Source organism: Hymenobacter sp. DG01 (assembly GCF_006352025.1).
GTDB lineage: Bacteria > Bacteroidota > Bacteroidia > Cytophagales > Hymenobacteraceae > Hymenobacter.
Genome location: NZ_CP040936.1, coordinates 2,029,813 through 2,055,853, shown reverse-complemented (window position 1 = coordinate 2,055,853; position 26,041 = coordinate 2,029,813). Strand labels below are relative to the sequence as shown.

Here is a 26,041-nt window from a genome sequence, read left to right as displayed (position 1 = left end):
AGTGGTAGGTAGGTACGACGAACAGGTGCGACGGTCAGGTCGGGTTGCGTTTCTTCGATTTCTTGACCATCAGCAGGCCCGCCGACAGCGGCGAGGCTACCTGTTTGCCCGGCTTCATGCCCATACACGCGGCTGCCACCCCGGCCGAGGCCAGAGAAGTAGAAGTGCCGAATGAGGTGGTAGTGAGCCGCATAAGCAAATGAAAAGTGGGGGCTACCCCGCTTTGCGGCCGCAAGTACGCAGTTCCTTGGAAAAACACCAACGGCTGAGCTGGAATTTTTGAATATATGCCAACTGCCTACCCCCTCGTGCAGGCAACAACCCGCTTACTGCAGGCTTAAATCCTATCCTGCAGGGCCAAAAGACGTAAGATGCAGCAAGGACTCAAGCGTACCTACTGCTTTTCTCTCCCCATTTCACTAGCCAACCAGCCCATGCCAACCGCCCAGGAATCTCTCCAATCCTTTACTGATGAGTTTACGCGCAACGCCGGAGTGCGCACCGTTTTCGGCGAGCCCATCGTGATGCCGTACGCTACGGTAGTGCCCGTGGCCAGGGTGGTGTACGGGTTGGGCGGTGGTTTCGGGGTAGGCAAGCGCACGGCTAAAGCCGGAGAGGGCGAAGGTGAAGCGGCCGGCAGCGGCGGCGGCTTCGGAGGTGGTGCGCTGGCTTTTCCGGCCGGCGTACTCGACATCCGACCCAAACGCACCCGGTTTGTCTCCACCAGCCGCACCCGGCACGTTCTGTTAGGAGTAGCGTTGGGCTGGGTATTGGCTCGTGCTTTGGGTAAAGGCCAGCGGCAGAGTGCCGGTAATGCAGATTCGGGCCAAAAGAAGGGGTAGGCTGTACTGGCTCCTAGCCCGTCATTCCGAACTTGTCGAGACATCGCGCGTGCTGACGTCAGGTTACCAATGCAACGTCAGCACGCGAGATTCCTCGGCTGCGCTCGGAATGACGGGCTTGTTTATCAGGATTAGTAAGCGCTGCCGCTAACTTTTCTGGCCCGGCGTTTTAATCGTGCTGATAACGGTGTCGCTGAGGGGAGAAACGGCGGGGCCGAAGTAGTGGGTCAGGCGGCCGTCTTCGCTTATGAGGTACTTCGAGAAGTTCCAGTCGGGAGCCTGCTCGTTCCAGCCGTTCTGGCGGGCGTTGCTAAGCCACTGGTACACGGGGTTCTGCTCGCCCTTTTTCACCACCACGCTCTTCTTCATCAAAGGAAACGATACGCCGAAGTTCACCTGGCAAAACTGCTCAATGGCTTTATCGTCAGCCTTTTCCTGCTCCGCGAAGTCGTTAGCGGGGAAGCCTAGAACCACCAGCTGGTCAGAGAACTGCTCGGAAAGTTGCTGTAGCTCTTCGTATTGGTTGGTGTAGCCGCAGTTGGACGCCGTATTCACCAGCAGTACTTTCTTGCCCCGCAACTCGTCAAATTTCAGCGGCTGCCCTGAGTTCAATTGGCCGGCGAGGTCGTAGAACGGCACGGGCGCGGCGGCCTGCTTTTCATTCCGGAGCACCTTGCCCTTGCTGCCCGACTTGGAAAGCTTCATGATGAGCGGGTAGAGGAATTTCAAAAGTTTCTGACGAAAAGAGGGCATGGCTTTGGGGTTAAGAGAAAGGCAAAAGTACGCCATCGGGTTAGGTGCCCGCGCCGCGTACCCAGCGGAGTAACCAATCCGAAGCACAACAGTTGCAAAACGGTTCGGATTGTCATTAAACGGCACCGGACCCGGCGCGTTGATGAACGCGGCCGGGTCCGGTGTGGTAAAAGGCGTAAAACTCCTGAGATTCTGAGAATCTAGCGCACCGGTTTCGGAATGATGGGCAGGCTCTCGTGGCCCTCGGCGTCCACTGACACCACCCCGAAAATGTAGTTGTCCTTGCTATGGGGCAGGTCGGCTTTGGTATCGGTCACGAAGAACTTCTGCTGCCACTCCGGGGCGCTGGTTTCGCGCATGAGCACGTAGTAGCCGGCCGGTTTCTCGCCGGCTTTGGGCGCTTCCCACTTCAGCTCGGTGCGGTTGGTGAGGTTGGCCGTGAGCACGCCCACGTTTTCGGGGGCGGCGGGGGCCAGGGCCAGACTAGCCAGCGTGGCCAGGTTTACGCCGGTGTTGCGGCGCAGATAGGGGAAGTCCATGAACTTGGCATAGTCGCCGTACTCCTCGCCGTTTTCGGTGCGCAGGTCCTGGTGCTGGTGGCGGAAGTCCTCATTCATCTCCGAGAAGCGCACTGCCGTGAAGCCCTGCTGGTTGAAGGGCGTATGGTCGCCGCCGCGCAGGAATCGGTCGGGACGATACTCCAGCACTACCTCGTGGCCGGGCACGTACTGCTGGCAGGCCGTGCGGGTGTAGCGGGCCAAGTTGCGGCTGGGCGAGTCGTTTTCCGAAGAAAGCGTGCGTCGTACGCGGGCTTCGTCGGTGGTTTCGGTGGCGGGCACACCTTCGCTGAACACGCGCAGGCGCTTGTCGTCCTTGATTTCGGGGTCGTGGCCCGAAGAGTTGCCCATGATATCGTTGTTGAGCATGGCCACCAGGTTCCAGCCTTCTTTCTTGGCGCGCTTAGCCAGGTGAGTCGAGCCATAAAGCCCCTGCTCTTCGCCCTGCACGGCCACAAAAATGATGGTGGCCGGAAACTGCTGCTGCGACATCACGCGGGCCAGCTCCATCACGGCCACCGTGCCCGAGCCGTCGTCGTTGGCGCCGGGCGCGTCGGCGGTGGCGTTCATCACGTCCGTCACCCGGGAGTCGATGTGCCCGCTCACGATGAACACGCGCTTATCGGTGGGGTCGGTGCCGGGCAGGGTCGCCATTACGTTGGCCATGACCACCGGCCGGTCGATGCGGCGGCCGTCGGGCTTGATGGTGAAGGTGTCCTGCTCCACTTTCAGGCGGCCCCCGCTGGCCTTGCTGTACTTCCTGAACTCACTTTCCACCCAGTTGCGGGCCGCCCCGATGCCGCGCTTCTTGCTCTTGGTGTCGCTCAGGGTGTGGCGCGTGCCGAAGCTCACGAGCTTGTCGATGTCGTCGCGCAGGTTTTTCTCCGATATGTCCTGCACCATTTTGGTAATGAGCGGATCGGGGGTAGCGTTGGGCTTGTTCTGGGCGAAAACCGAGGTAGTGAAACCAAGCGAAAGCAACAGCAGCGAGGAACGGCGCATGGAGAAGGGTAGGATCTGGTTTGGGAATTGGGCAAGAGACGCGGAAGGGTGGCCCCACGTTGCGGCGCAAGGTAAGGCACCCACCGGATTAGCCGGGTATAAGTTATGGGCCAAGCCGAACACTGTTCCTGCGCCTGTCATCCTGAGTGCAGCGAAGGACCTTTACCGGGAGTAATTACCTGTTCAACGAAGCGGCAGAAGTTTTTCGCCGGGTAATCAGGATAGCAGAGCCAACAGTTCTATCTACCTGCGTCCAGCACCGATACCAGCGCACAAGCCGCGTTTCCCCCGAAGCCGGCCGCATTCACCAGAATCCGGCGGATAGGCTTCGGGGCTGCGGAAGCTATGTCGGTGGCAAACGGCGCGGCCGGCCACTGCTGAGTTTCGAGGATGTGCAGGGCAAAATCGAGGCTGAGAGCGGCCGAGGCGCCCAAGGTGTGCCCAATCAGCCACTTATTGGACAGCAGTGGGGGTAGGCTTTCCCCGAAAACTGCTCGCAGCGCCGCCCGCTCGGCCGCGTCGCCGGCCGGGGTGCCCGGGCTGTGCAGCACTACGGCATCCACGGCGGCGGGCGTGAGGCGGGCCTGAGCCAGCGCCTGCCGGATAGCTTGCTGAAAGTGCTGCCCCTCGGGCGAAAGGCCGGTTTTGCTACCGATGGCCTCGAAGCCAAACCCTACGCTTTCCAGCACGAAAACCGGTGCGCTACCGGCTTCCGCCGCCAGCTGTTGTCGGCCCACTTTCTCCAGGGCGAATACCGCCGCGCCTTCGCCCAGCACGAAGGTAGAGGGCTTGCCCGCGCCGGGCCGACAGGGAAAATCTTCGGCGGCAAAGGGTGAGTAGATGCCGATGGCCCGCATCTGAGCCAGGGTGAAATCAGTGAGGGGCGCCTCGGTACCCCCGGCCAGAAACCGCTCGGCCATGCCCGCCCGCAGCCAGGCCGTGGCGTTGCCCAGGGCCTGAAACGCGCTGCTGCAGGTGCTGGAGTGGCTCAGGGCCGCGCCGCCCGCGCTGCCCGCATCGTAGGCCACCCAGCTGGCCACGTTGCCGAGGGTAGTCAGCGGCGAGGCACCGGCGGGCACAACGCCATCAGCCAGAAAACCAGCGTGAAACTCCTCCGTGCGCCCCGTAGCGCCCCGGCTGCTCCCAATACTGACGGCCAGAGGTGAAGTGGTGAAATGGTGAAATGGTGAGATGGTGAGTAATGGGTCGTGTTTTTGCTCACCACTCACCACCTCACTACGTTGCCAGCCGGCTGCGGCCGCGGCCTGACGGGCGGCCAGCAGGGCCAGCAGTACGGTGCGGTCGAGCTGGCGGTAGGCGGGTTGGGTGCGGCGCAGCTCGGCGAGGGTTGCCTCAGCGGCGGGGGGTAGGGCAGCTACGGGCAGGCCGGTGGCGTGGGTGGTGAAGGGCGAAACGCTGGCGTCAGCGGGCAGTGGCTGCAGCCCCAGCGCCGATACCCGGCCCCGGCCCCGGATAACAATTAGCTCGTCGGGGGCAAACTCAGTCATGCAGGTACTCGGGGAGGGTAGGCGCCGGCTCGAAGTTCAGCACTACTTCACGCATGCGGCGCAGCACCGCGTACAGTAGCTCCAGCTCGGGGTTGGTGGTGCAGTAGGGGGGGAGCAAATACACTACGTTGCCCAGGGGGCGCAGCACAATGTGGTTGTCCAGGGCCAGCTGGTAGAAGGCGTCGCGGAGGCGGCTGAAGTAGCTGGTGCCCTCGCCGGGGTCATACTCCACGGCCAGAATGGTGCCGCGGTGACGTACCTGCCGGATGCCGGGCAAGGCTTCTATTTCCTGACGGAAAGCGGCGTGAGCGGCCTCTATGCGCTGGCGCTGCTGCTGACAGTCGTCGGTGCGGGTAAGCTCCAGGCTGGCCAGGGCAGCGGCGCAGGCCACGGGGTTGGCGGTGTAAGAGTGGCCGTGGAACAGGGCCCGCATCTTGTTGTCGCTGAGGAAAGCGGCGTAAATGGGCGCGGCGCAGGTGGTCAGGCCCATGGCCAGGGTGCCGCCCGTCAGGCCTTTGGAAAAGCACATGATGTCGGGTTGCTCCTGCAGCAGGCTGCTGGCAAACAGGGGACCGGTGCGCCCGAAGCCCGTCATCACCTCATCGGCAATGCACAGCACGCCGCACTGGTGGCAGCGGCGCAGCATTTCCGTGAGTACTTCTGGCTCATACATCACCATGCCAGCTGTGCCCAGCACCAGAGGCTCGAAGATGAAGCCTGCTATATCAGGGCGGCCAAGCAGAGTATCGAGCTGAGCCAGCGTTTCGGCCTCCCGGCCCGGCACCGGCACATCAATAAATTCCACGTCGAAGAGCAGCGGCCAGAACGGCTCCGTGAAGGCCCCGCGTGCACTCACGGCCATAGCCCCGAAGGTGTCGCCGTGGTAGGAGTTCTGGAAGCAGATGAAGGTGCGGCGTTCCGGCTGGCCGAGGTTGTGGAAATACTGCAGCACCATTTTCAGGGCCACTTCCACGGCCGTCGAGCCGTTGTCGGAATAGAATACGCGGGCCTGGTTTTCGGGCAGAATTTCCAGCAGCTGCTCGGCCAGCTCCACGGCGGCGGGGTGCGTGAAGCCGGCAAACAGCACGTGCTCCAGGGTGCGCAGCTGCTCGCTCACGCGGGCCGCAATGTGCGGGTGGGCGTGCCCGTGCAGGTTTACCCACCACGACGAAATGCCGTCGAGGTAGCGGGTGCCATCCTCGGCAATCAGCCAGCTGCCCTCGCCACGCACAATGGGCACGGCCAGCGGGGCAGTCTGCATTTGGGTATAAGGGTGCCACACTACGGCGTGGTCCCGCTCGGAAAGAGTAGGCATGGAAGGAGGGGTAATGGAGCGCGAAGGTACAACCGGCTGGAGCAACGGCTGCCTGGCGTCGGCTCCCGCAGAGGCGCGCAGAGGGTTTCGCAGAGAAACGCAGAGCCGTTCTTATAGCTCAAACCACGCCCGAAACTCGGTGGCGTAGCGGCTTACTACCTCGGGGGTTACTTCGGTTTCGGGCCGGATGCGGGGTAGCAGGGGCACGCCAGTATGCTGACTGATGAAGTTCTCGGTGGCGGGAGTAGGCTCCCCGTTGAACACGAGGCCGCGCACCCGCAGCCCGCGCGCCTGCAGGGCTTCCAGCGTGAGCAGGGTGTGGTTGATGCTACCCAGGTAATTGCGCGAAACCACCACCACATCGAGGTCCAGCTGCCGTGCTAAGTCGGCTATGAGGAAGCCGGGGGCGAGTGGTACCAGGAGGCCGCCGGCCCCTTCTACCAGCAGGTGGTTGTCGGTTTCGGGCAGCTGGAAATCTTCTGGGCGGAGCGTGAGTCCCTCGGCGGCGGCGGCGGCGTGCGGCGAGGCGGGTAGCTGCAGGCGGTAGCGCTCCGGCCAGAAGTGGCTGCGGGTGTTGCGCACCAGACTGCGGACCGTGCCCGCGTCGGTGGAGGGCTCCAGGCCCGCCTGCACAGGCTTCCAGTAGTCAGCCTGCAAAGCCTCAGTCAGGATGGCCGACACCAGGGTTTTGCCTACGTCGGTGCCGATGCCGGTGATGAAAAGTCGTTCCAAAGTCGGGTGGTTGGGGTGAGTAGGAGTTGCGAGTGCCGTCTGACTTTCCCTAATCCAGCTCAGCGCGAGACAACAGGTCCGTTGCGATACGCTCATCGTCCAGGGCTATCTTGAAGGCCAGCGCAAACTGCTTCAGGGCCTCCTTATCCGCCGAGTAAGCGCAGAACATGCTGCCTTCCGGGTCGAATTTCACGATGCCCGCCAGCTGGGGCTGCTGCTCCGTTAAGAATACCTGGGCCAGAGACGCCCAGTCGTACCCGCTGCCCTCAAAGCCTTCTGCTGCTCTTGTGGCAAAGATTTCGTTTCGGTAGCCGCCCACCTCCAGGCAAACTGACGCGCTGTTTTCGTGCTCCGACCAGAAGAACGGACGGAGTGTATCAGTAAACTCCTTGCTGCTCATTATGTAAGGATCTTTGGGTGAGATAATGCTCTGCGAAATGTACCGCTACTCCGCCCTCATCTGCCCTAGCACTGCCGCCAGCCCGTCAATTTCCGCCTCCGTGTTGTAGCTGTGCAGAATAAGCCGCAGCCGCTCCGTGCCGGCCGGTACCGTGGGGGCCACAATAGGGCGCACATCGAACCCGGAGGCTTGGGCAGCCGCCGCTACCGCCCGCACACGGACCGGACCGGGCGCATCGGTGAAGAAAACGGGGTGGATAACATGGCTCTCCGGCGGCACGCGCAGCCCCGGTACGGCGTTCAGGCGGGTTTTCAGGTAGTCGGAAAGCGAGAACAGCTGCTCCCGCTCCGCCGATAGAGCCGGCAGCGCCTCGTACGCAGCCCGCAGGCTTGCGATGGAGTGCGGGGGTAGGGCAGTAGTGTAGATGAAAGGCCGGCTGAAATTGAGCAGGTAGTCGCGGAGTACGGCCGGGCCGGCCACGGCGGCGCCCTGGCTGCCCAGAGCCTTGCCGAAGGTGAGCACGCGGGCAAATACGTCGGCTTCCAAGCCCAGTTCCTCCACCAAACCCTCGCCCTGGGGGCCGTAGAGGCCGTTGGTGTGGGCTTCATCTACCACCAGATACAGCTCCCGCTCCCGGCACAACGCCGCCAGCTCCGCCAGCGGGGCCACATCGCCATCCATGGAATACAGCGCCTCCACGGCCACGAATACGGCCCCGGTAGCGCGGGCGAGCTTGCGGGTCAGGTCGGTGAGGTCGTTGTGGCGGAAGCTCCAGGCCGTAGCGAAGGAGCCCCGGATACCGTCCTTCACGGAGGCGTGCGAAGCCTCGTCGTAGAGAATCGTGTCGCCGCGGCGGGGCACGGCGGCGAAGAACCCCAGGTTGGCCGCGTAGCCCGAGTTGAACAGCAGAGCCGCCTCGGCCTTGTGGAATTGCGCTAAGTGCTGCTCCAGTGCCTCGGCCTCTGTAGAGTTACCGGTGAGCAGGCGGGAGCCGGTGCTGCCCGCTGCTTCGGCCGTGGCCTGTTGCAAAGCCAGTTGCACGGCGGGGTGGCGGCTCAGGCCCAGGTAGTCGTTGGAGCTGAAATCCACCAGCCCGGCGGCGGGCTGCGTGAGGCGGCGGCGCGTGCCGGCGGCTTCGCGCTGCTCTAGCTCGCGGGTAAGGCGTTGGTGGAGGGGAGAGGGGGTAGGCACTATTTTATCTTTTCGGTGGGCAGTGGAAATTGCCTTGGTAGCCCCAGCGAATCGGGCTGCCAGCCCAGCGAATTCCGGGCTTCCTGCCGGACGGAGGTTTCAATTACCTGCTCATTGAGCATATCCAGACTGGCAATGTGGAGCACAACATCCGGCACAGCATCCTCATACAGAATGTAGGTACGACGGCCCAACCAATACTGCGCGCCGGGTACGTTGCCGGGCCGGGGTGGGCCGTAGCGGCGGGTAAGCTCCCGCAAAACAGTGCGGCTCTTCTGCTCCCGCTTTAACTGATAAGTAACTCCAATAAACTGGCCACTCCGAAACCAGAATTCTGGGTGTACCGGCTGATGCGCCAGCATCATGGTATCTGCCTGGGGAGGCAACACATAAACCTGCGTTGTTTTCCAGCGCTTGCCCATACCAGAGAACTGCGGCCGGAGCATGGTCCCCTCTGGCGGCGTCCCGAATGCTACTCCGTGAGCCGCATACACGGAATCGAGCGGGCGCAGTGCCGGCATGGGCCCCGATATGGTTTGCGCCCGGCCGGCCGTTGCCGCCAGCAGCAGGAAAAGACAAGCAGTAAGGCGCATAAAAGATGAGGCGGGGTAAAAAACGTCTGTCATCCTGAGCCCGCGAAGGACTTTCTCACAGTAGCACGACAATCGTAACAACGACTCGTTTCGGCGTGAGAAGGTCCTTCGCGCTGCCCAGGATGACAGACGCTTTCTGAAAAACAACTGCTACCTACGCTACTACCGGAGCAGCTTCCTTGCCCAGCACTACGGCACCTTCGGGCACGTCCTTGAAGGACTTGCGGGGCTTGAGGCCCAGCAAAGCAAACATCTGCTTGTCGGCGTCGAAGTCGGGGTTGGGGGTAGTGAGCAGCTTCTCGCCCGAGAAAATGGAGTTGGCGCCGGCCAGGAAGCAGAGGGCCTGCTCCGTAACGGGCATTTCCTGGCGGCCGGCCGAGAGGCGCACCATGGTGCGGGGCATCAGGATGCGGGCCGTGGCAATCATGCGCAGCATTTCCCACACGCTCACGCGGGGCTGGTCGGCCAGAGGGGTGCCTTCCACGGGCACCAGCGCATTCACCGGCACCGACTCGGGGTGCTGGGGTAGGGTCGCCAGGGTGTGCAGCATGGCAATGCGGTCCTCGTCGGTTTCGCCCAGGCCAATGATGCCGCCCGAGCACACCGAAATACCGGCCTTCCGTACGTGCTCCAGCGTGTTCAGGCGGTCGTCGTAGGTGCGGGTAGTGATGATGTCGTCGTAATGCTCGCGGCTGGTATCCAGGTTGTGGTTGTAGGCGTAGAGGCCGGCTTCCTTCAGGCGCTCGGCCTGGTACTCGTTCAGCATGCCCAGGGTGCAGCACACTTCCAGCCCGATGTTGTTGACTTCGGTTACCATGTTCAGCACCCGGTCGAAGTCGCGGTTGTCGCGCACTTCGCGCCAGGCGGCGCCCATGCAGAAGCGGGTGCTGCCGCCGTCTTTGGCGCGCTGGGCTGCAGCCAGCACCTCGGCATCGGGCAGGAGCTTATGGGCCTGCACACCGGTGTGGTAGCGGGCAGCCTGGGGGCAGTAGGCGCAGTCCTCGGGGCAGCCGCCGGTTTTCACGCTCAGCAAGGTACACACCTGCACTTCGCCGGTGGCCTGGGTTTCGGCGTGGATGGCGGCAGCCTTGGTTACCAGCTCCAGTACGGGCTGGTTATAAATAGCTTTTACTTCGTCGAGAGTCCAGTCGGTACGCATCATCATGGGGCGGGGAGGAAGTAGTTTCTGGTTTGTGGTTGGGGGTGGAGGCTAAACAAAGCAGCCCGCCGGTAGCGCGGAGCTACGGGGCGGGCTGCAAGATACACGAGAAGTGCATTTCAAAAGATGAAGGGACTACGCTGGCACCACCCGCACTAGACCTTCCGCAGCACCCGACAGGGGTTGCCCACGGCTACCACCCCCGCCGGAATGTCGCGCGTAACCACGCTCCCGGCCCCAATAGTAGTACCCTCGCCAATGGTTACGCCCGGCATCACCAGCACCCCCGCGCCCAGCCACACGTTGCTCCCGATGGTAATAGGCTTCGCGAATTCCCAGCCGGCAATACGCGGGGCTACTTCTACGGGGTGCCCGGCCGTGGTCAGCACTACATTCGGGGCAATGAACACATTGTCGCCGATGGTGACGGGGGCGCAATCGAGGATGGTGAGGTTATAGTTAGCGTACACGCCCTGGCCCAGCCGGATGTTGTAGCCGTAGTCGCAGCGCAGGGGGGCTTCCAGGTGGGCATCGGTTTCGTAGCCCAGCAGCTCGGCCAGCACCTGCCGGTTCAGGTGCACGGGCTCCTGGTTGTAGCGGTGGCAAAGCTGCTTGGCGCGAAGCCGTTCGGCTACCAGCTCGGGGTCGTTGGCGAGGTAGAGCTCCCCGGCCAGCATCTGTTGTTTGGGCGTCAAAGGCATAGCAAGTTGAGCAGGGGAAGAACCAGACCCTGTCGGCGGCAAGGTACTGCCTGGGTTGCTACCCCCACCACTAGCTCAAAGCCGTTGCCTCGGGGGTAGGGTTCTGGCCGCGGTTGTCACGGGTGTTTTTCTGCACGGCAATGGCCGCGAACAGGCTCAGCAGGAACGACATGGCGTAGAAGCCTTTCTCGCTCAGGGTGAGGGTAGCGTTCCAGAGGCCTACCGTGAGCATGGCTACCGAGAGCAGGGTTGAAAACCAGCTCAGGCCATAATAAATGCCCGTTACGGGAATACCCTCCAGCTGGTCGCGCACTGATTTCTGCAGGGAAATGGCGGCGAACAGGCCGTACATGAGGGTTGCGAAGTAGTAGCCCTTCTCGTTGAGCTGCATCTGGGCGTTCCAGAGGCCGATGATGAAAGCGGCGACGCCCGCTAGCAGGGCTACCCAGGAAGCGGCAATAAAGGCGTTAGATGGTTTGGTGTTCATGGCGCGGAAGATTGGGAGTAAGGCCGTTCAGCCACCCTGGCCGAACAGTTCAAACATACGCGGCTCCCTCTCCGATGTGCATCCGAATTTTCGATAAAATCAGACTTTGTCTTGCTAAGAAATGATGTCGTTATAATAATAGAAATATGAGATTATTATACTGTATTTCAGAATCTTGTATAATGTTATTGTTTCATTTGCTAATTGTTAGTTCAGACTTTAAGTATTGTGAAATCAGTTAAACAGAGCGTCGCCAATCCTACTCAACCGTACCGCTGAGGAGACTTGCTGCACCTGGTTAGGGTAGGGCATAAGCTCGTCTGGCAGGGGCGCAGCCGAAGCATCTCGCGTGTTAATCTCACTGCATTCCCTCAAGGAGAGGGGCTTACAATAGTTTGGCAGTATCAGCCAGCCGGGTTCCTTATGGTACTCGGAAAGACTTCAGTTTCACCTCATTTGCACACCCTACCCCTCTGAAACGAGCAAGCGGCCCATCCTTGCGCAGAATAGGCCGCTGGCGTTGTGTTTGTGACGCTAGGAGCGTTTGCCGGGGCGGCTGGCGCCGCGGGTACCGCGGGTGCTGGTTTTACCTTTGGGCGGTCCGGCAGGGGTAGGCCGGGAGCCTTTGCCGGCCGCCGCACCACGCGGGCGAGGGCTGCTGCCCGGTCCGCCGACGGGGCGCCGCGTTTTGCCAAATCCCGGGCCGTCGGGGCGGACGCCGGTGGCAGGGCCATTGGGCCGGGTCAGGCCCGTGGGCCACTCTGGCGGGGCGGAGGGGGTAGGGGCGGGGCGGCTGGCGGCCCGTTTGCCGGTGGGCTTCTCTACCCAGGCGCCGGCCGGCCTGGCGTGGCCGGTGGCATCGGCGGGGCGTTTGGGCGCCGCGCCCTTGCGGCCCGGGCGGTCAGCCCAGAACTCGGCCGAGGAAGGACGCTTGCGTCGCCGGGGCGTGGAGCCGTCATCGGTGCCGTCGGAGTCCTTAATCATCTCGAACAGCACTTTCAGCTCCTTTTCCTTCAGCTCGCGCCACTCGCCCACGCCCAGGCCCTTCACGTTGATGTTCATCACGCGGATGCGCTCCAGCTGCACTACCTCGTAGCCGAAGTACTCGCACATGCGCCGGATCTGGCGGTTGAGGCCCTGCACCAGCACAATGCGGAAGATGTAAGGCGTTTCCTTAGTCACTTTGCAGGGCTGGGTCATGGTGCCCCCAATCGGAACGCCGTTGGCCATGCCTTCGATGAACAGATCGTTGATGGGCTTATCGACCATCACGATGTACTCCTTCTCGTGCTTGTTGCCGGCCCGCAGAATCTTGTTGACAATGTCGCCGTTGCTGGTCAGCAGAATCAGGCCCTGCGATTCCCGGTCGAGGCGCCCAATGGGGAAGATGCGCACCGAGTGCTTGATGGCCCGGATGATGTTGTCTTTGATGCCGGTATCGGTGGTGGAGATGATGCCCGGCGGCTTGTTGTAGGCAATGTACACGGCATCTTCCTCGGCGCGAGGCTCAATGACAATACCGTTCACCGAAACCCGGTCCTTGGTCGTCACCTGGTCGCCAATGCTGGCCCGCTTGCCGTTCACCAGCACGTTGCCCTGCTCAATAAAGCGGTCGGCCTCCCGGCGGGAGCAAACCCCACTTTCGCTGATGTATTTATTAAGACGAGTAGGCATGGGCAACGGGTGTTGAGGGCAAAACAAAGATGATCCGTCCGGGCCGTTTTGCCCAGGCGGACCACAAAGATACGGCGGAAGTACATGAGCCGGGGCGAATTACTGAAATAGATGCGCCAGGTCAACAGCCGGGGCCCCCGGCCCGGGCCGGCTTCTGTCCAATCCGCAAGCCCTGGCCCCGCAACGGTTTGCGCCTTGAGTAGGGGTAGGGAGGCAAGGCGCTAGGCCCCCACAAAATAGCGCTGAATGGCTTCGTCGAGCGCAGGGGGTAGGGAAGCGGTGCCGCCCACCCGCACCGGCGAGCTGGCGCCATCCTCAGCAACGAAGGTGCCGCTGGCCTCCGAGAACTGCAGCCGCCCCTGCCGAAACTCCCGCTGCTCCTCCGCCCCGTTCCGATTCATCGACACAAACTCCAGCTTGTCGAGGGTGTGGTCGGCGTTATCGAACCGAAGCCAGAAATAGACCTCGGCCGGGTCGTCGCTCTGCACATCCAGCAGCTTGATTTCTACCAGGGAAAAAGCATCGGCCTCAAGCAGGAACAGGGGTTTATAGGAGATGGGCATGGTACAGGGAGAGTGGGTTTCGTTGGATATATACCCCCGCGCAGGGATATAGGGCTGCCGGTATTTTGAGGGGTAGGCCGGCCGCAGCCGCGCCGGAAACCCAGCTACTCCGCCAGCCACTGCATGGCCCGGTACTGCCCCGGCCCGAAGAACAGCCGCAGCACGGCATCCGTGATGTGCAGGCCGTTGGCACTGTTGGTGAAAAACACCAGGCTTTCCTGCGTGTCGGGAAAGGCAATGAAGAAGCCTTTGAAGTCGCCGTTGTCGCCCCAGTGCCAGAGGGCGGGGCCGCGGCTGGTAGTAGCCAGTCCTACCCCGTAGGCCCAGGCAATGAACGGGTCGGTGGGGGTAGCCGGTTTCGCGCAGCGCTCGGCGGCGCTGGCGGGGGTAGCCAGCAACTTGGCGGTAGTCGGTTTCAACCCCTGGCCTTTTACCAGCGCCTGCACGAACCGGCTGTAGTCGGTGGCAGTGGTGAGCAGACTGTAGCCCGCGTTGGCTTCCTGGAAGCGCCTGATTTCCGTGGGCTTGCCTGCGTCGTCGTGGCCGAAGCTGGCATCTTTGTCGAACTCACCGTGCCAGACGTAGCTGCTGTTGCGCATGCCCAGCGGGCGGAATACCTCCTGCTGCGCCAGCGCCTGCAGAGGCTTGCCGGTAATGTGCTCCAGGGTTTTCTGCAGCAGCACGAAGCCTTCGCCGGAGTAGTTCCAGCAGCTGTCGGGAACGTATTTTAGCTTCAGGGCAGAGGTTTTCCAGCTGGCTTCCAGCGGGTTTTCGGCCCAGTTAGGCAGGCCGGAAGTGTGCGTGAGCACCATGCGGGCCGTGATGGCCGCGGCGCGGGGCTGGGCGCGCAGGCGCGGCTCGGTGTAATAGGTCTGCAGGGGCTTATCCAGGTTGAGCAGGCCCTGGTCGTGCAGGCGCAAGGCCGTGTAAGCCAGTACTACTTTGCCCAGAGAAGCCGCCTGAAACGTGGTAGCAGCCGTAACGGCCTGCGTAGTGCCCGCTTTGGCCATGCCCAGGCTGTACCGGAGCGTTTCGCCTTTTTTGGTATAGACCAACTGCATGCCTGGCACTTGCTTCTTTTCGAGCAGGGTCGATAGTTCCTGCTGATGCTGGGCTACAGAGGTAAAATCACAAAACAACAGTAGGCCAACAAATAAAGCCTTCATAAACGAGTAGGAGCAGATGGCATTAATTGGGAAGGGCGAAAAATTCATTCCTGTTTTTTTCCATCTGGGTAATATGACGTTGACCATGTTGGGCAAGGAAATACAAATATTCATACACGTTGATTTTTCCTAGGTCATTCACCGACATGGTAGTTTTATAAAGCACACCCTGACCGTCTTTGAGCTGTTCCAAACTCGTGAAGCATTGGCTTAGCTGTTCTTGTAGCTGAGCACGGACCTCAAGCAGAGGCTTGATGCCGGTAGGTTCCATGTGCTCAGGACGGAGCCAGGTAAAAGACTTGTGTCGACCAATGTCGTCGAGCTTTTTCCATTGAAAAACTTGCTCGGCTAACTCGACGGACAAGTCTGTGTTGGCTGCATTTGCTAATGCTTTGCGAGTGCCTTTATTAATAAGAATGAGCAGAAAATGATTGGTCAGCCCAACGTGCTCTAGTATTTCATTAATTGTCCAGCCGCCATTTTGCGGGCGGTAAGTGCGCAGTTCAGAAGGCAAATCGAACCACGAGTCGATGCTGGAAAAAGTCGTTTCCAAAGCGACGCGGATTTGTGTGATAATGTTTTGTAGCTGCATAATTGGTAGATAAACAGAAAAATAGAATGGGCCGAAGGTAGCCAAAAAGCACACTGGGCCGCTCCCGTTGGAGCGGCCCAGTGTAAAATCGGATAATGGGTGGGCTAAAACCTAACCCAGTGTGTGGTACACGGCCTGCACATCGTCGTCTTCTTCGAACTTCTCGATGAGGTTCATTACTTCCTCCAGCTGGTCGCCTTCGAGATGCACGGTGGTGTTGGGCACGCGCTGCAGCTGGGCCGAAACCACGTTCAGCTGCTTTTCTTCGAGGGCTTTCTGCATCTGGCCGAAGTCGGTGAAGGCAGTTTCTACCACAATGTACTCCTTCACGTTGCCGTGCTCGTCTTCTTCCTGGTCGGCGTACACGTCCTCGGCGCCGGCATCAATCAGCTCCAGCTCCAGCTCATCGAGGTCGAGGCCTTCGGCGGCCAGCTTGAACACGCCCTTGCGGGTGAAGGTGTAGTCGGAGGAGCCGGCCGTGCCCAGGGCGCCGTTGCCCCGGTTGAAGTACATGCGCACGTTAGCTACGGTGCGGGTGGGGTTGTCGGTGGCTGTTTCAATAACAATAGCTACACCGTGAGGGGCATAACCCTCATATACCACTTCCTGGTAGTCTTTTTCCTCTTTGCTGCTGGCCCGCTTGATGGCGGCTTCTACCCGGTCTTTGGGCATGTTCACGCCCTTGGCGTTCTGCATGGCCGTGCGCAGGCGGGAGTTGGTATCGGGGTTGGGGCCCGATTCCTTCACGGCCATGACAATTTCCCGGCCGATACGGGTGAAGTCCTTCGACATTCGGTCCCAGCGCTTCATTTTGCGGCCTTTGCGGAATTCAAACGCGCGTCCCATCTATCAGTGAGTTGGTGAAATGGTGAAATAGTGAGTTGACGTTTCGGCGGGTGGGGCCGAAAGGGGGCTGCAAGTTAGCAGAAACCCCGGCGGGGCGCAACGGCGGAGCCTGGGCGCATACCGGCGCGGGAAGCCTACTGCTGGCGCAGGGTATAAATGCTCTGGTTGCCAGCCGGAAAGCCCGCCATGGTCAGTGTCAGGAGGCCATTGCGCAACTGAAACGTACCCTCGTCGGTGCGGGCCTGCCCCTTTTTGTCGGTATAGGAAAAGCTGATGCGGTTGCCGGCGAAGGTGAAGCGCCCGTCCTGGTCGAAGGGCATGGTGCCGCCGTTAATGCTGAGCGTGAGGCGCTTCTGGTAGGTGCCATCGGGCCGCAGCGTGAGCGTGCCGCCTACCCCTCTGGCCGGCATGGGCGTGGGGCTGGTGGCTTTGTCCAGAATAGAATACGTGAGGTAGGTGTACGTAGTGAAAAACGAAGGCGCTAGCCGGGGCACGGCCGGAGCGGAGCGCTGGGCTACCCCCCTAAAACCACTCAGGCAGAGAAGGGCCGCAAGAAGAACACGATAAAGCATACCGCAAGGTACTCGGCCGCGCCCGTTAAACGCTCCGGTCCGATGGCGGAGCCGTCCGACCGGTTGGCTGCGTGCTGATGTTTGTTTTCGGGTTTAGGCCGATGTCAGGGGTAGGGGGCAGTTGTTCTTTCGGCGCGGGCGGCGCGGCCGTCAACCAGTCGGACGGGCGCAGTCCGTGCCGGTGGAATGGGGGCCGCTGGGCAAGCTCAGGTTTCCCGCTACATTTGAGCATGCCCACCTTTATCCGCGACTTACTGCGCCCCGCCGCCGAGCTTGCCCAGGCCGATGTCTGCCTGGTGGGGCTACCCCTCGATTTTGGAACCGTGCTGGAAGGCGGCCGCGCCGGCGCCGCAAATGGGCCCGAGGCCATCCGGCGGGAGCTGCGCCGCTACCACAAAACTTACAATCTGGAGCACAACGTGAGCCTGGAAGCCCTGCGCATTGCCGATGCCGGCAACCTCGACCTGCGCACTACCCCCGACCACGAAGCCAACCACCAGACCATCCGGGCAGAGCTCACGCGCCTGCTCAACCAGTACCCCCGCGTGGTAGTGCTGGGCGGCTCCCACGACTGCACCTACAGCACCGTGCGCGCCCTCCGCGACGCCACCAACGGGCAGGCCGTAGGCGGCATCAACCTCGACGCCCACGCCGACGTGAAGGACCGCCCCGGGCTGCTCAGCAGTGGTACACCTTTCGGGAAGCTGCTGCGCGAGGAAGTGCTGGCCGGGGAGCGGTTCACTGAAATCGGGCTGCATTCCAACCTCAATACCCGCGAGGATATCGAGTTTCTGCACCAGCAGCAGGCCACCCTGGTCCCTCTGGCTCATGTGCAGCAGGATGGCATGGTCGAATACATGCGCCGGGCCCTGCGCCGCGCCACGGCCGCCGGTCCGGCCTTCGTGAGCTTCGATATAGACGGTTGCGCCGAAGCTTACGCCCCCGCCGTTTCGGCCCCCAGCGCCGATGGCTTTACGCCCCGCCAAGCGGTGGAAGCGGCTTTTCTGGCTGGGAAAGAGCCGGAAGTGCTCTTGTTCGAGCTCATGGAGCTGAACCCCCTCTTCGACCGGGACAACCAAACTGCGCGGCTGGCCGCCACCATCCTCACGGCCTACCTGACCGGCATAGCCGCTACCCTCAGCGCCTGACGCTACCCCTTTGCCCAGCGTAAAGCCAGGGCTTTTGCCTCTTTCTTCTGCTATGAAACACCTGTTTATCTGTTTGTTGGGCGTGGTACTGGGGCTGCCCGCTGTGGCTCAGAAAACCCCCGTGAAGCCCGCCGCAAAACCGGCTGCCGGGCCCGTCTTTACCCTGGCCTGTCCGGTGGCGCCCACATCCTCTTCCCTGCAAAAGCAGCATTGCGAAATCCGCACCCTGACCTTGCCAGCCCCGCCCGCCGGCACGCCCCTTACCGTGGATGCCCGCCTGCAGGGCAGCATTCGGGTGCGGGCCTGGAGCGGCGCAGACGTGCGGGTTCGGACGGTAGTAACGGGTAGGGCTGCTACCCCGGAAGCGGCCAAAGCCCTGGCGGCTGCCGTGCGTGTCAGTTCCCAAGGCAATACGCTGCGGGCCGCCCGCGCCAACGAGAGCCTGGACGGCTGGGAGGTCAGCTACGAAGTGCTGGTGCCGGCCCAAACCGACCTGACCCTGCGCTCTACCAATGGCAGCATCAGCATTGAAAACGTACGCGGGACGCTGCGCTGCGAAAGCACCAACGGCAGCCTGGCCCTGACCGGGGTAGGCGGCGACGTGCGCGGCAAAACCACCGCCGGCAGCCTGAACCTCACCCTCACTGGCAACGCCTGGCAGGGCCCCGGTCTGGATGTAAGCACCGTCAACGGAAGTATTTCGTGGAATTTGCCCGCCGTCTATGCCGCCACCATTATGGCGCGCACGGTGCAGGGCCGTGTGCAGGCTGAGCTGAATACCAAGCGCAAAAGCATCCTACCCCATAACCTGGTGGCAACCCTCGGGAAGGGCGGTGCCCAGCTGCGGGCCGCCACCGTAAACGGCAGCGTAACGGTAAAGCAGGAAGCCCTACCTGCTGATGCCGAGCCAGTCGAGGAGGAAGTAAGTGAATGAAAAACGCCCGCTTTCAGCGGGCGTTTTTGTTGGAGTTTAAAAGAACAGATGGACCATAAAATGAACGTCATGTCGAGCTTGTCGAGACATCTCGCGTGCTGAGGTTGAGCTACCATTGCAACGTCAGCACGCGAGATGTCTCGACAAGCTCGACATGACGTTCATTTTGCTACCTGTCCACGCTCCTTAGTACTGCTCGGGGTAGCGCACTACCTCGTCGGTGCGGGGGCGCTTGGGCACGGGGGAAGTTTTCTGGGGGTACTCGTTTTGCTTGTGCTTCTGGTAGCGCTTCACCAGCAGGGCTACCCCCGCCAGGGCGCCCAACCCAACGGCAGCAATGGTAAACTTCTGGCGGATGGGGTCGTGGGGGGCCGGTGGGAGGTAGGCCACGCCGGTTTCATCGAGGCGGGCGGGGTCCTGCACGTAGCGGCCCTTGGCCGGAATCCGGAACTCGTCGGCCAATTTCTGCAGGCCCGCGGCGGCTGCGGGGCCTTTGATGACGGGGCCGTGCCCGCACCCGATGGCCTCGGGCCGCAGGGCCGCCAGCTTCTGAATAGACTCCTGCACCTGTTGCCAGTTGTAGTTGAACGGCGCGCCCGCCACGCTGATTTTCGGCAGCTGCAGCAGCAGCTCCGGCACCGACTCGTGGTTGGCCGTGGCAAAAGCGTCGGCCCCAATCAGGGTGCGGTCTTTTTCGCGGAACAGCGCAATCTGGCCCGGCGCGTGGCCCGGCACGTGCAGAATCTGCCAGTCGGGCAGGAAGGGTGGCTCGGTATCGTGCTCGGGTAGGTGCTGCACGTAGTCGCTGAGCTGAAACGACTGGGGCGGGAAGAAGCGGGCCACGAATGCTAGGGAACCGCCGCCCGCTACCGTTGGGTCGGCGGGCGGATACACGGCCCGGGCCGTCAGGAAGGGCATTTCGAGGGAGTGGGCCAGTACGGGCACTTTCCAGTGTTCAGCCAGAGCCTGGGCCGAACCCGAGTGGTCCATGTGGCCGTGGGTCAGCAGAATGGCTTCAGGATGGGTACCGGGGTAGAAAATCTTGTCGGCGGCTTCAATAATGGCCTTCTCCGAGCCCGGCAAACCAGTGTCCACCAGAATCCACGCTCCGGCATGACCTGTTTCTACAAAATATACATTAACAAAGCGTTGGATAGAAAGCTGGTGAACCCCAGCGGCTACCTTTTCCATGAGTTCAGGGGTAGGTGAAACGATACAGTCAGTACGAACCTCATCTGAATTGGGTATAAAAAGGGCAAAGTGTCATTCCGAATGAAGCGAGGTGCCTAGCGTGCTGACGTTGCCAAAGTAGCCGTCATGTCGAGCTGGTCGGGACATCTCGCGTGCTGAGGTTGTAATGGTACTCAGACATCAGCACGCGAGATGTCCCGACCAGCTCGACATGACGGCCCTGCCACATACAAAAGGCCCGACTGGCGAACCAGTCGGGCCTTTGTGAAAAGCTTAAAGCACTACTGCTTACGCCAGGGCCTCGCGCAGGGCGGTGAGCAGGGTGCCTACGCCCTGGGCTTCACCGGCCGAGCCGAGGTGCACGCGCAGGGTGCGGCGGTTATAGTCCTGCAGGGCCTTCAGGTCGCCGGCGGCCTGGGCGTTCTGGAAGGTGCCGAAGGTGTAGGGGCGGCCGGGCAGGGGCAGGTCCTGGGCGTGGTCGGTGGTGATTTGCAGGAACAGGCCGTTATCGGGGCCGCCTTTGTGGTACTGACCCGTGGAGTGCAGGAAGCGGGGGCCATAGCCCGACGCCGTGGCAATGTGCAGGTGCTGCTGCACCAGGCTGCGCACCTCCTGTAGCTCCTGGTTCAGGGCCTCCGATTCCTGCAGGTAGGCCTGAATGCAGAGGAAGTTGCCGGGCTTGCTCTGGCCGAAGAAAGCGCGCAGCACTTCCACCGCGCTACCCCCCGCTACGTTGGTGTAGTAGTCGAGGCCGTTTTCCTGGAGCACCGGGGTGCTTTCCTCAGGTAGGGAGCCTTTTTCTACCACCACTTTCATCAGCTGGTCGGTGGCGGTTTTGGCGGCCTGCACGTTGGGCTGGTCGAAGGGGTTGATTTCGAGCACGGCGCTGGCAATGGCCGTGGCTACTTCCCAGCGGAAGAACTCAGCACCCAGGTCCAGGGCGTCGCGCATCAGAATAGTAACTACCGGGTGGCCAGCGGCCTGCAGAGCGGCCACCTTCTGGCGGTTCTGCTCGTCGGGCTGGTTCTCAAAGCCTACGTACACGAACACGCGGTCCTGGCCGTACACCTCGGGGCCATTGAGTGGGTCGCCGGCCAGGGGCATGATGCCTTTGCCTTCCTTGCCGGTGCTTTCGGCTACCAGCTGCTCCAGCCACAGGCCGAAGTCAGAAATGGTGCCGGGTACTACCAGGGTGAGCTTGTCGCGGCCTTGCCGGGCCAGTACGCCCAGGGCCACGCCCAGCTCCAGGCCGGGGTTCTGCTCTACGTCGCCCTCCGAGCCGGTAGCGCGCATCATGTCAATGGCGCGCTCCAGCAGAGTTTTAATATCAATGCCATACAAAGCAGCCGGCACCAACCCAAAGTAGGAGAGGGCCGAGAAGCGGCCGCCTACCTCGGCAAAGTTCAGGAAGATGCGGCGGTAGCCTTCTTCGGTAGCCTGAGTTACAAACTTGGAGCCGGGGTCGGTAATGGCCACGAAGTTCTCGCCGGCCTTATCACCCTTGATTTCCTTGAGGCGAGCGTAGAAATAGTCGCCGAACGCCAGGGGCTCGGCCGTAGTGCCCGATTTGCTGGCTACCACAAACAGAGTCTGGGCCAGGGGCACCGACTCCTCAATTTCGCGCACGGTACCAGGGTTAGTGGTATCGAGCACCGAGAGGGGTAGGGCGTCGGGGCCTTGCTGGAAAGCCTGGCGGAACACAATCGGGGTCATGGTGCTGCCGCCCATGCCCATTACCACTACGTGCTGAAAGCCGGCGGCCTTCACCTCGCGGGCAAATTCCTCCATCTCGCCCACGCGGGGCAGCATGGTTTCGGCTACCCGCAGCCAGCCCATAAAGCTGCGCAGGCTCTGCTGGGCTTCGGCGTCCTGCACCCACAGGTCGGCTTGTTTCTGCCAGAAACCGGCGGTGAAGTTGCGGGCCTTGAAATCCTGCAGTTTAGCGTCGATGGCAGCCTGGTAAGAGCCCAGCTGCAGGGTCATGGCGGAGATGTTGGAGGAAGGAGTTTCCATTCGATTCGGGTTCACGGAGTGTCGAGGAAAGGGCCGGCCGCGGCCTGCGGACGGCCATAAGGGTAGCGGGCAAAGGTAGAGAAGTAGGCAGATACGGCGAGGCCTTTGGGCAAAATTCCCGCCAGTGAGGGCCGCCTGCCCCATCTATCAAGACAAACCGCCCTTGCGTATGCCGTGAGGTGGGCATACGCAAGGGCGGCAGGCAACGTGGCCGGCGCGGCCCGCGCAAGATGCTTAGGTAGCCGAAGGCGTAACGCCGCGGAAAAGCATGGTAATTTCTTCCGACAAAGAAGTTTGGGTTGCCGAACGCTGGCGGTTAACGGCACCCAGAATCAACAACAGGAAGAGCACAAAAAAGCGGAGGAGAGTAGAAAATCGTTGCATAATCGGGGGAAACGAGAGCGGTGAGTTACAAGCCCTGTAAGGTTAGCGCCGGTACATACGTGTAAAATTGATTTAGGTATAGCAATACCGAAGAATAATTAGATGAACACCCCTTTATACCCTGTTCAACCAGAAAATAAGGCTGTGCTGCGGGTGAGGTGCCGGGGGAAAAAACAGGCAGAACTGGCAGGGAAAAGGTAGCCGCTACCCCCGCGCTGGCCCGCAACTCCGGGCCGGCGTAGGGGCAGGGCAGAACGTATAAAAAAAGACTCCTCACCGGTGGTGAGGAGTCTTTTCAGCCCAAAGGCAGGTGAGGCTGCTTACTGAGCGGTAGAGCCACCGGCCGTGGTGCCAGCGGTAGTGCCGGTAGCCTCGGTGGTGCCGGTAGTGGTGCCTTCCGTAGTCGTTGAGCCGGCCGTGGTAGCGGCATCGGTGCCGGTCATGGTCGTGTCAGTAGCGGTGGTGGATTCGGTGGCAGGAGCCTCCGTAGCCGAAGCGTCATCGGCACCGGTGCCGCCTTCGTTGGTCGTGGTAGCGTCGCCGCCACACGAAGCGAAAGTGAACGAAGCAGCAGCCAGAGCGAGGAACAGAACTTTTTTCATGATAAAGGTTGGTGATGGGTATGTGCGAATGGGGTTTCGCTGCCGCGAAGCAGCAAATTCAGGCCTTGATACCGGCGGCGGGGGTAGGTAACCCGAGATAAGTAAAAGTTTTCTTGATTTTTTAGTACGGTTGAGCTTCGGGTTGCCCCGGGCTCCCCGGAGCCCAGTAGCTGGCAGCAGCACCCATCAGGGCATAAAAAAAGCCCCTCACATGATAGTGAGAGGCTTTTTGCCATGTGGGGTCAGGCAAGATTAGCGGCCCGTGGTGCCACCGCCGGCAGTGGTGCCGCTGGTAGTGCCCGTGGTGCCACCACCCGCCGTGGAGCCACCTGCGGTGGTGCCCATGCCGCCACCGGTGCTGCCACCGGCCGTAGAGCCACCGGCGGTAGAACCGCCAGCCGTAGAGCCCATGCCGCCAGCGGTAGAGCCACCACCCGTGGTGCTGGTGCCGCTGGTAGTAGAGCCGGCGCTTTGGTCGCCGTTGCTGGTGGTGCCGCCACCGCCCGAGCCAGTGCCCATCGAGCTGGTGTCGCCGCTCATGCCGGCGTCGCCGGAGCCGGAAGCGTCCATCGAGCCCGAACCGGAGCCGCTGGCCGACGATTCAGTGCCGGTGCCGCCTTCGGTACCCGAGCCGCCGGCACCTTCCTGAGAGTTACCGCCGCAAGAGGCAAAAGTAAACGAGGCCGCAGCCAGAGCTAAAAAAAGGACCTTTTTCATGGTGTTGGTTGGATAAGGAGTGGGGTGTTTTTAGATGAATCCGGAGCCTAACAGCGCCGAATCAGAGCTTTATACTCCGAACCGGGAAGAGGTAACCTGATTTTAATTAATAAAATCTTGGTTTTTTTATAATGGTTGAGCTTGTGGCGGAAGGTGGCGGGGCAAAGTACGCCCGGGCGAAGCCGGCCACAGGTGGCGGGGCAAAGTACGCCCGGGCGAAGCCGGCCACCCGGTCTGTGGCTGCGGGTGGTTCCAGCTGGCTGGGCTTGCCAGAGGGCGGGCGGCGAGGGGTAGGGAAGGGGCCGGGCGGTTTCGGTTGGCGGCCCCTAGCAGCAGCAGAAGCAGCAAAGTCGTGGCCTGGAGGTAGTCGGTAAGCTGATGCATGGTACACTGAGTGGAGTAAGAAAAAGCTCAGAGAGACTGCTGCTGATACGGCTTCCGGGCTACGTTAGTGAGTTGCAGGACGTTACGCTTTGATGAACATTGCCGCTCCGGCCGGGGGTAGGGGGTAGCCTGGCGCGCCGGAAAATCCTACCTTCCAGCCCCATCCAGCCACTCGTTCCTATGTCCACTTCCACTTCCGCTCCTACCCCCGCTCCCGAGCTCAACCTCGAAGCTGCCTCCGTCTCCGATACCGCCAACCCTGCTCCGGTGGGTAACCCGTTGCCTGGCCAGCAGGGGGTAGGGGGCGCGGCCTCCCAGCGCCCTATGTATTATGAGTACAAGCCCACAGAAACGGTGCGGGCTCAGCACGGCCCCGAGCTGCGCTGCAAAACCTGGGAAGCAGAGGCGGCCCTGCGCATGCTGGAAAACAACCTCGACCCGGCCGTAAGCCTGGTGTACGATGAGCTGATTGTGTACGGCGGGGCCGGCCGCGCCGCCCGCAACTGGAAGGAATACCAGACCATTGTGCGCACCCTCAAAACGCTGGCCCCCGACGAAACCATGCTGGTGCAGTCGGGCAAGGCCGTGGGCGTAATCCGGACCTGGGCCCACGCCCCGCGTGTGCTCATCGCCAACTCCAACCTGGTGCCAGCCTGGAGCACCCAGGAGTATTTCGATGAGCTGGACCGCCAGGGCCTGATGATGTACGGGCAGATGACGGCCGGCTCCTGGATTTACATTGCCACCCAGGGCATTCTGCAGGGCACCTATGAAACTCTGGCCGCCGTGGCCGACCGGCACTTTTCGGGCACGCTGGCCGGCACCATCACTGTCACGGCCGGCCTCGGGGGCATGTCGGGCGCCCAGCCCCTGGCCGTAACCATGAACGACGGGGTGTGTCTGGTAATTGAAAGCGTAGATGCCCGCGTAAAGCAGAAGGTGCGCGAAGGCTACGTGGACGAGCAGGCCCGCGACCTGGCCCACGCTCTGGAGCTATGCCAGCAGTACAAAGCCGAGCGCAAAGGCTATTCCGTGGGCCTGACGGGTAACGCTGCCACCGTGCTACCCCAGCTGCTGGCCCAAAGCTTCCCGGTTGACATCGTAACTGACCAGACCTCGGCCCACGACCTGATGGACTACATCCCCGAAGGCAACCTGGAAGAGGTGCTGCAGCTGCGCCAGGACAACCCCGAGGAGTTTAAGCGCCGGGCTCTGCAATCCATTGTAAAGCACTGCCAGGCCATTATTGATCTGCAGGCGGCTGGCGCCGTGGCCCTCGACTACGGCAACAACCTGCGCGGACAGGCCGAAAAAGGCGGGCTGCGGGTGCGCGACGAGCACGGGCAGTTTCTCTACCCCGGCTTCGTACCCGCCTACATCCGGCCGCTGTTCTGCGAGGGCAAGGGCCCGTTCCGCTGGGCGGCCCTCTCCGGCGACCCCCAGGATATCCTGCGCATCGATAGGGCCCTACTCGAAACCTTCCCCGAAAACCGTATGCTGCGCCGCTGGATTGAAAAGGCCCAGGCCAAAGTGCCCTTCATTGGCCTACCGGCCCGCGTGTGCTGGCTGGGCTACGGCGAGCGGGCAAAGTTCGGCCTGATCATCAACGACCTGGTGGCCCGCGGCGAAGTGAAAGCCCCCATCGTCATCGGCCGCGACCACCTCGACTGCGGCTCCGTGGCCTCGCCCAACCGCGAGACCGAGGGCATGCAGGACGGCTCCGACGCTGTAGCCGACTGGCCCCTGCTCAACGCCCTGGCCAACTGTGCCTCCGGCGCCGACTGGGTGAGCCTGCACAACGGCGGCGGCGTGGGCATTGGCAACAGCACCCACGCGGGCATGGTCATAGTAGCCACCGGTACCCCCGAAAAAGCCGAACAACTAAAACGGGTTTTGACCACTGACCCCGGCATGGGTATCTTCCGCCACGCCGACGCGGGCTACGAGCTGGCCCAGCAGGTAGCCAAGGAGCGCGGCGTGAAGATTCCGCGCGAGAATTAAAATATGACCGTCTC

General features: G+C 61.8%; 27 protein-coding genes. 4 read left to right on the top strand and 23 right to left on the bottom strand.

Annotated features, from left to right (window positions below; genetic code table 11):
* Positions 1–34: 34 nt before the first annotated feature.
* Positions 35–193 carry a hypothetical protein gene (locus FGZ14_RS21730; RefSeq protein WP_180754560.1) on the bottom strand — a complete coding sequence of 53 codons (159 nt, stop codon included), beginning with the start codon at positions 191–193 and terminating at the stop codon, positions 35–37.
* Between the two features lie 241 nt (positions 194–434).
* Between FGZ14_RS21730 and FGZ14_RS08675 the strand changes: the two genes are divergently transcribed.
* On the top strand, positions 435–842 hold the full coding sequence (locus FGZ14_RS08675; protein WP_180754558.1) for a spore germination protein GerW family protein: 408 nt from the start codon (positions 435–437) through the stop codon (positions 840–842).
* Positions 843–989: 147 nt separating this feature from the next.
* Here FGZ14_RS08675 and FGZ14_RS08670 read toward each other — a convergent pair whose 3' ends face one another.
* The 17 genes from FGZ14_RS08670 to FGZ14_RS08590 form a co-directional block, all read right to left on the bottom strand.
* Positions 990–1,547 carry a glutathione peroxidase gene (locus tag FGZ14_RS08670; RefSeq protein ID WP_257883381.1) on the bottom strand — a complete coding sequence of 186 codons (558 nt, stop codon included), beginning with the start codon at positions 1,545–1,547 and terminating at the stop codon, positions 990–992.
* A gap of 248 nt (positions 1,548–1,795) precedes the next feature.
* A complete protein-coding gene (locus FGZ14_RS08665; protein ID WP_139923332.1) occupies positions 1,796–3,154 on the bottom strand; it encodes a M28 family metallopeptidase in 1,359 nt (452 codons plus the stop codon).
* 239 nt (positions 3,155–3,393) lie between these two features.
* A complete protein-coding gene (locus tag FGZ14_RS08660) occupies positions 3,394–4,662 on the bottom strand; it encodes a beta-ketoacyl synthase N-terminal-like domain-containing protein (protein WP_139923330.1) in 1,269 nt (422 codons plus the stop codon).
* Positions 4,655–5,977 (bottom strand): adenosylmethionine--8-amino-7-oxononanoate transaminase, encoded by a 1,323-nt coding sequence (gene bioA / locus FGZ14_RS08655; RefSeq protein ID WP_139923328.1) that lies wholly within the window; start codon positions 5,975–5,977, stop codon positions 4,655–4,657. Before bioA ends, FGZ14_RS08660 begins: the two co-directional genes overlap by 8 nt.
* 111 nt (positions 5,978–6,088) lie before the next feature.
* A complete protein-coding gene (gene bioD, locus FGZ14_RS08650) occupies positions 6,089–6,709 on the bottom strand; it encodes a dethiobiotin synthase (protein WP_139923326.1) in 621 nt (206 codons plus the stop codon).
* 49 nt (positions 6,710–6,758) lie between these two features.
* The gene (locus FGZ14_RS08645; protein WP_139923324.1) at positions 6,759–7,109 is read right to left on the bottom strand and encodes an immunity 51 family protein; all 351 of its coding nucleotides are present in this window, start codon (positions 7,107–7,109) and stop codon (positions 6,759–6,761) included.
* A 45-nt stretch (positions 7,110–7,154) separates the two neighbouring features.
* Positions 7,155–8,300 (bottom strand): 8-amino-7-oxononanoate synthase, encoded by a 1,146-nt coding sequence (locus FGZ14_RS08640; protein WP_308217179.1) that lies wholly within the window; start codon positions 8,298–8,300, stop codon positions 7,155–7,157.
* On the bottom strand, positions 8,300–8,893 hold the full coding sequence (locus tag FGZ14_RS08635; protein WP_139923321.1) for a hypothetical protein: 594 nt from the start codon (positions 8,891–8,893) through the stop codon (positions 8,300–8,302). The genes FGZ14_RS08640 and FGZ14_RS08635 overlap by 1 nt, the downstream gene beginning before the upstream one ends.
* 154 nt (positions 8,894–9,047) lie before the next feature.
* Positions 9,048–10,052 (bottom strand): biotin synthase BioB, encoded by a 1,005-nt coding sequence (gene bioB / locus FGZ14_RS08630; protein WP_139926065.1) that lies wholly within the window; start codon positions 10,050–10,052, stop codon positions 9,048–9,050.
* A gap of 155 nt (positions 10,053–10,207) precedes the next feature.
* Positions 10,208–10,747, bottom strand: coding sequence for a sugar O-acetyltransferase (locus tag FGZ14_RS08625; RefSeq protein ID WP_308217178.1), 540 nt, complete (start codon positions 10,745–10,747; stop codon positions 10,208–10,210).
* A 76-nt stretch (positions 10,748–10,823) separates the two neighbouring features.
* Positions 10,824–11,240 carry an inner membrane protein YiaA gene (yiaA, locus tag FGZ14_RS08620; protein ID WP_139923316.1) on the bottom strand — a complete coding sequence of 139 codons (417 nt, stop codon included), beginning with the start codon at positions 11,238–11,240 and terminating at the stop codon, positions 10,824–10,826.
* 534 nt (positions 11,241–11,774) lie between these two features.
* Positions 11,775–12,914 carry a 23S rRNA pseudouridine(2604) synthase RluF gene (gene rluF, locus FGZ14_RS08615; protein ID WP_180754556.1) on the bottom strand — a complete coding sequence of 380 codons (1,140 nt, stop codon included), beginning with the start codon at positions 12,912–12,914 and terminating at the stop codon, positions 11,775–11,777.
* 221 nt (positions 12,915–13,135) lie between these two features.
* Positions 13,136–13,477: a hypothetical protein gene (locus tag FGZ14_RS08610; protein WP_139923314.1), complete on the bottom strand. Its 342-nt coding sequence runs from the start codon at positions 13,475–13,477 to the stop codon at positions 13,136–13,138.
* 104 nt (positions 13,478–13,581) lie between these two features.
* A complete protein-coding gene (locus tag FGZ14_RS08605) occupies positions 13,582–14,643 on the bottom strand; it encodes a serine hydrolase (protein WP_180754555.1) in 1,062 nt (353 codons plus the stop codon).
* A 22-nt stretch (positions 14,644–14,665) separates the two neighbouring features.
* On the bottom strand, positions 14,666–15,235 hold the full coding sequence (locus FGZ14_RS08600; protein ID WP_139923310.1) for a DinB family protein: 570 nt from the start codon (positions 15,233–15,235) through the stop codon (positions 14,666–14,668).
* A gap of 111 nt (positions 15,236–15,346) precedes the next feature.
* Positions 15,347–16,081 carry a YebC/PmpR family DNA-binding transcriptional regulator gene (locus tag FGZ14_RS08595; protein ID WP_139923308.1) on the bottom strand — a complete coding sequence of 245 codons (735 nt, stop codon included), beginning with the start codon at positions 16,079–16,081 and terminating at the stop codon, positions 15,347–15,349.
* 134 nt (positions 16,082–16,215) lie between these two features.
* Complete coding sequence (locus tag FGZ14_RS08590; protein WP_139923306.1) at positions 16,216–16,653, bottom strand: hypothetical protein; 438 nt, start codon at positions 16,651–16,653, stop codon at positions 16,216–16,218.
* 230 nt (positions 16,654–16,883) lie between these two features.
* Here FGZ14_RS08590 and FGZ14_RS08585 point away from each other — a divergent pair, with 230 nt between their 5' ends.
* Together FGZ14_RS08585 and FGZ14_RS08580 are read left to right on the top strand one after the other, a co-directional pair.
* Positions 16,884–17,801 carry a formimidoylglutamase gene (locus tag FGZ14_RS08585; protein ID WP_180754553.1) on the top strand — a complete coding sequence of 306 codons (918 nt, stop codon included), beginning with the start codon at positions 16,884–16,886 and terminating at the stop codon, positions 17,799–17,801.
* 52 nt (positions 17,802–17,853) lie between these two features.
* Complete coding sequence (locus FGZ14_RS08580) at positions 17,854–18,735, top strand: DUF4097 family beta strand repeat-containing protein (protein ID WP_139923301.1); 882 nt, start codon at positions 17,854–17,856, stop codon at positions 18,733–18,735.
* 186 nt (positions 18,736–18,921) lie between these two features.
* Here FGZ14_RS08580 and FGZ14_RS08575 read toward each other — a convergent pair whose 3' ends face one another.
* The 5 genes from FGZ14_RS08575 to FGZ14_RS08560 form a co-directional block, all read right to left on the bottom strand.
* A complete protein-coding gene (locus tag FGZ14_RS08575; RefSeq protein WP_139923299.1) occupies positions 18,922–19,926 on the bottom strand; it encodes an MBL fold metallo-hydrolase in 1,005 nt (334 codons plus the stop codon).
* Positions 19,927–20,214: 288 nt separating this feature from the next.
* Positions 20,215–21,939, bottom strand: coding sequence for a glucose-6-phosphate isomerase (locus FGZ14_RS08570; RefSeq protein ID WP_180754551.1), 1,725 nt, complete (start codon positions 21,937–21,939; stop codon positions 20,215–20,217).
* A gap of 234 nt (positions 21,940–22,173) precedes the next feature.
* A complete protein-coding gene (locus tag FGZ14_RS21725; RefSeq protein ID WP_180754549.1) occupies positions 22,174–22,323 on the bottom strand; it encodes a hypothetical protein in 150 nt (49 codons plus the stop codon).
* 320 nt (positions 22,324–22,643) lie between these two features.
* Positions 22,644–22,925 (bottom strand): hypothetical protein, encoded by a 282-nt coding sequence (locus FGZ14_RS08565; RefSeq protein ID WP_139923295.1) that lies wholly within the window; start codon positions 22,923–22,925, stop codon positions 22,644–22,646.
* Positions 22,926–23,177: 252 nt separating this feature from the next.
* Complete coding sequence (locus tag FGZ14_RS08560; RefSeq protein WP_139923293.1) at positions 23,178–23,642, bottom strand: hypothetical protein; 465 nt, start codon at positions 23,640–23,642, stop codon at positions 23,178–23,180.
* Positions 23,643–24,350: 708 nt separating this feature from the next.
* On the opposite strand from FGZ14_RS08560, the gene hutU reads away from it, so the two are divergent.
* Entirely contained in the window at positions 24,351–26,027 is a 1,677-nt protein-coding gene (hutU, locus tag FGZ14_RS08555; protein ID WP_139926064.1) for a urocanate hydratase, read from the top strand.
* The last annotated feature ends 14 nt before the right edge of the window (positions 26,028–26,041 follow it).